6 protein-coding genes and 1 pseudogene are annotated in these 5,906 nt (G+C 38.0%); 5 read left to right on the top strand and 2 right to left on the bottom strand.

The features are described 5' to 3' along the window. Positions 1–196 precede the first annotated feature (196 nt). The 3 genes from RHOW815_RS06455 to RHOW815_RS06445 are packed head-to-tail and all read left to right on the top strand — an operon-like array spanning position 197 to position 2,812. Entirely contained in the window at positions 197–646 is a 450-nt protein-coding gene (locus tag RHOW815_RS06455) for a regulatory protein RecX (protein WP_215217506.1), read from the top strand. 58 nt (positions 647–704) lie between these two features. Next, on the top strand, positions 705–1,688 hold the full coding sequence (locus RHOW815_RS06450) for a Rossmann-fold NAD(P)-binding domain-containing protein (protein WP_215217505.1): 984 nt from the start codon (positions 705–707) through the stop codon (positions 1,686–1,688). Next, the gene (locus RHOW815_RS06445; protein ID WP_215217504.1) at positions 1,676–2,812 is read left to right on the top strand and encodes a DUF8173 domain-containing protein; all 1,137 of its coding nucleotides are present in this window, start codon (positions 1,676–1,678) and stop codon (positions 2,810–2,812) included. Before RHOW815_RS06450 ends, RHOW815_RS06445 begins: the two co-directional genes overlap by 13 nt. On the opposite strand, the gene asnS is transcribed toward RHOW815_RS06445, so the two are convergent. Then, a complete protein-coding gene (gene asnS, locus RHOW815_RS06440) occupies positions 2,809–4,194 on the bottom strand; it encodes an asparagine--tRNA ligase (protein ID WP_215217503.1) in 1,386 nt (461 codons plus the stop codon). The two genes, RHOW815_RS06445 and asnS, sit on opposite strands and share 4 nt — an antisense overlap. After that, complete coding sequence (locus RHOW815_RS06435; RefSeq protein WP_215217502.1) at positions 4,191–5,057, bottom strand: deoxyribonuclease IV; 867 nt, start codon at positions 5,055–5,057, stop codon at positions 4,191–4,193. Before RHOW815_RS06435 ends, asnS begins: the two co-directional genes overlap by 4 nt. Before the next feature lie 383 nt (positions 5,058–5,440). Between RHOW815_RS06435 and RHOW815_RS08870 the strand changes: the two genes are divergently transcribed. Both RHOW815_RS08870 and RHOW815_RS08635 read left to right on the top strand, forming a co-directional pair. After that, the gene (locus RHOW815_RS08870; RefSeq protein ID WP_256439923.1) at positions 5,441–5,572 is read left to right on the top strand and encodes a hypothetical protein; all 132 of its coding nucleotides are present in this window, start codon (positions 5,441–5,443) and stop codon (positions 5,570–5,572) included. 64 nt (positions 5,573–5,636) lie between these two features. Continuing rightward, positions 5,637–5,906: pseudogene (locus RHOW815_RS08635) on the top strand (transposase); the annotation flags it as partial.

Here is a 5,906-nt window from a genome sequence, read left to right as displayed (position 1 = left end):
TCTACAAACATGCTATGCTCGGGTGCACAATAGATGTTTTTTCAAGTATTTATATGTTCTTTTTTGTGCACTTCAAGGTTGAAAGGGCCTATTAAAAAGAATTGCTTTTTTCCGTTTTTTGGGCACTATCACAAACGCTTTAGATCGGTCAAATATATATCTGGGAATAGGCTATAGGATGTTAAAAGGCAAATAAATGTCTTATTCGGAAGAAGATCATGTAAAAAAACAGGCGTTTTTGTATCTAGCTAGACGCTCTTTTTTTGTAGAAGAGTTGCGTTTGAAACTTATCCATAAACGGTTTTCTCAAGAAGGTATTGATAAAGTAATAAACCTTTGTATTGAGCAAGGGTTTTTAGACGACCAAAAACTGATCAGGCAGTTAGTAGAAGGAGCACGGCTTAGGGGATTTGGTTCAAAAGCTATTTGGCATAAACTGTATTGCAAAGTGGGAATTAACCGCTCTATTTTACAACAGATCATTCTAGAAACAGAAAAAAGCCAATTTGAAGACCTCAAACGTTTATTACAGAAAAAAAATCAGCCAACTCATCTTTTGAACCCTAAGCAAAGACAACGACTTATTACAAAATGTCTAAGACGTGGTTATTGTTACGATGAGATTGTTAGGTGCTTAGCAGAATAAGTGGCTTTAAATTTCGATGTCAATGTATAACAACCATTTCCTTATATGTTGGTTGTGTATGCACGTCGGAGTGTTAGGGATTAGTCATAAATCTGCTGAGATTAGCTGTCGAGAACAAATTATAGCTGCTTATCGAGTGAGCAAAGCACTCTTACAAGGTAGCGGGTGGGTTTTGCTTGCTACTTGTAGTCGCATGGAGATTTATTTCAGCGCAGAGGACCTAGCAGAAGCGCATAGTTTATTATTAAATGCTCTGCGCTCAGAGCTCTCTTTTAACGTAGAGCATAAACTTTATGCATATTTTGGCTTGGATTGTTTTTTGCATTTAGCAAGAGTAACAGCGGGGCTAGATAGCGTTATTCTTGGAGAGTCAGAAATCCAACGACAGGTAAAAGAAGCCTATCAATTTGCAGCTAGAAAAAAATTGCCTCATGATTTGCATTTTCTATTTCAAAAAGCTTTACGATTGGGTAAAACCATTCGCACACAATTTCTCTTTGTAGAAAAAAATATAGGGATTGATAAGGAACTATTTTTATTAGCAAAGTATTTTAAACTACACACATCTGCTATTTTGTTCATTGGATTTTCAGAGATCAACCGTAAGATTATTAGCTATTTTCAATCCAAAGGTATGAAGCAGTTGTTTTTGTGTACGCGCAATAGACAAGCTGCTCTTGAATGGAGTAAAAAAGAAGATGTCTTGCTACTGGATTTTTCCCAAATCGAATTAAGTTCTCAATTTCCGATGGTGGTTTGTGGAACTTATACAAATCAACCTATCTTGCATGCTCATCAGTTTGTCGACGCTAAGACGCGTTTAATCGTAGATTTAAGCATGCCCAGAGCGGTAGATCCATTTCTTTCTCGTCATTTTAGTGTGAGCTTGTTAAATATAGAGCAGATCAATGCGATCATTAAAACAAAGCAACAAAAAAATGTTCTTCAGATTCAAGAAGCAGAAACTATGTTATTTCAATCGGTTCAGCGCTATTTAGCGGTATTTCAAAGTAGCAAAAGAGGCTATGAATGCGTCGTATAATTCTATTTTTATTATTGGTTCCTGTTTTCCTCTGTTCTGCTAAGAAACCCAAAGAAATAGAAGATCATAGCATAATTATGATCCCATCTCATGTAGTCTATGAAGGAGACTATTTTGCTTCAGGAGATAGTGTAGAGATTTCAGGAATAGTCAATGGAGATGTATACCTAATTGCTGGGCAAGTGGTTGTTGATGGGGTGATAAATGGAGATCTCATTTGCTGTGCGGGAAGTGTAGATATTTCAGGAAAAGTGGCAAATAATGCACGGTTATTAGCAGGCCAGGTTTTATTAAGCGGAGAGATTGGACACAATATTACAGCTGTTGGAGGCAATGTTCAGCTACTTAAACAATCATCTGTTGGAAAAAATGTTGTAATAACAGCTGGGAATGCCGATTTAGCAGCCCGTATCGGGTCAGAGGTAACCGTTGTAGCTTCTCATTTACGTGTATCCTCAACTATTGGACAGGACCTACATGCGGTTGTAGGTTTAATGAGACTTACTTCGCAGGCGCATATTAACGGAGATGTAGACTATCGAAGCAACTCAGATGCATGGATTGATCAGGGCGCTAATGTAATAGGAACTATTACCCAACATCCTTCTTTTGTGCGCAATTTGGTAAAAGGCACATGGATCCAAAAGATATTAGTGGGCTCTAAGCTACTCACTCTTTCCATGAATTTCCTCTACAGCCTTGCGATTGCTTACTTATTATTGAGGCTTTTTCCTAGGAACTTGCAGTCGGCTCTTCTCTCTTTAAGAGGGCAGCCGTGGCGTTCTTTAAGCACAGGACTGATTACCTTGATTGTTTTGCCGCTTTGTTGTTTATTGCTATTAATGACTGTTTTAGGGGTGCCATTTGCTCTAACTCTGATTGCTTTAAACATCGTAGGATTTTATACGGCTAAAGTATACTTTATTTTCTGGGGATCGGATTGGCTATCTAGTAAAATCAAATGGACAATACATCGATTAGCTGCTTTTGTCGTGGGTTTAATTGCCTATTTGATCATAAGTTCTATTCCAGGAGTAGGTAAGATCTTTTCCTTAGCTGCAATGGTATTTGGGCTTGGGGCTGCAGTTACGGCTCAGACCAAGCGCTACCACATAGGTCTTTAAAACTCTGCATGACCAGGAAATCTAGGAAAAGGAATCACATCGCGGATGTTCTCCATTCCGGTGACAAACAATACCAGACGCTCAAACCCTAAACCAAAGCCTGCGTGTGGAACAGTTCCATAGCTACGTAGTTGCATATACCACCAATAATCTTCTGGATGTAAACCAAATAAGCGTAGTTTTTTCTCTAGCACATCTAGACGCTCTTCTCTTTGAGCTCCTCCCATGATTTCTCCAATTTTTGGCACTAAGACGTCCATAGCAGCTACTGTTTTCCCATCAGAATTTTCCCGCATATAAAAAGCTTTGATTTTCTCCGGATAATCGGTTAAGACCAGGGGCTTTTTACAGTATGTTTCTGCTAAATAGCGCTCATGCTCTGATTGTAGATCAATACCCCACTCTACAGGAAATGCAAAGCTTTGTTCTGATTTTTGTAAAATAGCAATAGCTTGGGTGTAGGTTAGGTGAGCAAATTCTGTTTCAGCTACCTGTTGCAGACGATTCAATAATCCTTTTTCTATAAACCTCTCAAAAAAGGCTAAGTCCTCTTGGCAGTTATCTAAAACATATCGAAGGAGAAACCGCAAATAAGCTTCTGCGCATTCACGATTATCATCGAGGTCAGCAAAAGCCATTTCCGGTTCAATCATCCAGAACTCAGCTAAATGGCGAGAGGTGTTAGAATTCTCTGCACGAAATGTAGGTCCAAACGTGTACACATCAGAAAAAGCGCAGGCAAATGTTTCTGCATTCAGTTGTCCTGAGACAGTAAGATAAGCGGGTTTATGAAAAAAATCCTCTGTAAAATTCACATTACCATCAGAGTGCCTTGGTGGTTTATTGATATCTAGTGTGGTGACTAGAAATTGTTTACCCGCTCCTTCGCAATCAGAGGCGGTGATGATGGGTGTGTGTAGATATAAAAACCCTCTTTGTTGAAAAAATAGATGGGTTGCAATAGAGAGAGCATTACGTATTCTGGCAATGGCTCCTTGTGTATTTGTACGTGGACGTAAATGAGCAAGAGAGCGTAAAAATTCAAAGGAGTGTCGTTTTTTTTGCAGAGGGTAATCTTCAGGACAAGTACCAAAAAGGTGCATGGCATGAGCTTTTAATTCCCAGCGTTGTCCTTTCCCTAAACTCTCTACTAATTCGCCTGTTACTGAAATAGAAGCTCCTGTAGAAAGCTTTTTTAAGAGATCCTCATAAAGGGGGAGTGAAACATCTGCCACAATTTGCAGAGAAGAAAGCGTAGAGCCATCATTTATTTCAATGAAGCTAAAGCTTTTTTGTGCTCTAATTGTGCGAATCCACCCACATACGGTAATCACATTTCCTATTTGAGAGGATTGAATCGATCGAATTTTATTATGTTTCATAAGTCTGCAAACTCTCTTAACATGGCGATCTCTTTTTTCCAAAGAGGGGGGCCATCGGGGGTTTCTAAATATTTAGGAAGACGGCGAGTTTTAGGGTTTTTCATCAGCACTTTGAAACACTCCATACCAATTTCCCCTTTACCCAAAGGAGCATGTCTATCTCGAAGAGATCCTAAAGGTTTTAGCGAGTCATTGAGATGAAAAGCGTATAGGTGCTTCATTCCGACAATTCTTTCAAAGTCTTTTAATGTCTTCTCCCAACCAGCTTCTGTGCGGATATCATAACCCGCTGCAAAGATATGACAGGTATCTATGCATATACCGACAGGGATTTTCCTATAGAGTTTTTCAATTAGGTAGGCTAAATGTTCAAAGCAGTATCCTACCGTAGTTCCTTGGCCTGCGGTTGTCTCAAGTAAAAGACGAGTAGCTCCATGGGAGATAAGCTCCTCGAATTGTTCTAAGCTATCTACAATATTGTTTAGACATTGCTCTTCTGTTGCTCCTACAGCAGCACCAGGATGAAAGTTTAAAAAAGAAATCCCCAGTTTTTGACAGCGGATTAATTCTTTTTCAAAAGCCTTCTGGCTTTTATGTAAAACAGATGGATTAGAAGAGCCTAAATTAATCAAGTAACTATCGTGACTCATCAACTGGCAAAGTCCAGTTACCCTTACGGCCTCTTGAAAAAGCTCTGCTTGTTCTTGGGTAATCTCTTTACCAGACCAGCGTTTTTGATTGCTGGTAAAAAATTGTACGGTATTAGCACCGATTTCCTGTCCCATCCAAATAGCATTTTGAGCTCCACCTTGAGCTGAGGTATGAGCGCCGATTAATAACTCAGAGCTGGGAACTTTAGGCATTTAAGATGTCCGATTAGATTAAAATATGGTCTATCCTAGTTTATAAGAGGCTTAAATGTCTAGAAGGTCTTCATAGATCCCAAGCAAGTTTTAAATCTTATATCCTACATTCCTAGAATGATCTTGCTACAATAAATTAGACATGAAAAACCCGAATAAATTAAAACAAATTTATTAAAGAGGTTCTTATGAGCAATCAAAAAAAATATGATCGAGAATTTAAGTTAAATAGACATGCCATAATTGCACACAAAGAAGGAGTTACTCCTTAAACTTTGCTGTCCAATATGTTAAAAAACGCCTTTTATTTTGCAAGCAAAATATCGGCTCGGAGAGCTTATGAAGAATTAAGAGCCTGTTTAAAATCTTCTCATTAAGGCATAATGATAGTTTTCATAAAACCGTTGGAGGTAGTTATGACCCGCTCTTATCCAAGCGATATTTCTCGTAAACAATTTAGCAAAATCCATCTAATTGAAGCACTCGTTTTCTTAGATCCATTGAATAAGGTTTAGGCATTTCTCTACCTCCATATATTTTGTTGGAGAAAAATATACAACTTTATCAATAAAATTTTAAATAACTATATATGATATTTTTTGTGGAATTTTGTACATTTTAAAAAGTGGTTGCCAGTGGCGTATGTTACCCATAGAATATCCTAAATGGGAATGATGTTATTATTATTTCCCTCTTTGGAATAAAAAAGATGATAAAAATTCTAAGAGTATTCTTGAAATAGTTTTAAAAAAAATGGGTTGGCGAGGTCAGAAAAAGCAGTGGTCGGAAAGAGAAAACAAGCTTTGTAATTATTGATGCTCAAAGTGTTAAAAATACTGATACAGCGGA

It is taken from the genome of Candidatus Rhabdochlamydia sp. W815 (assembly GCF_018642185.1).
In the GTDB taxonomy this organism is placed as follows: domain Bacteria; phylum Chlamydiota; class Chlamydiia; order Chlamydiales; family Rhabdochlamydiaceae; genus Rhabdochlamydia; species Rhabdochlamydia oedothoracis.
Note: the sequence above shows the minus strand (reverse complement) of the source record. Positions and strands in the feature narration are given on the sequence as shown.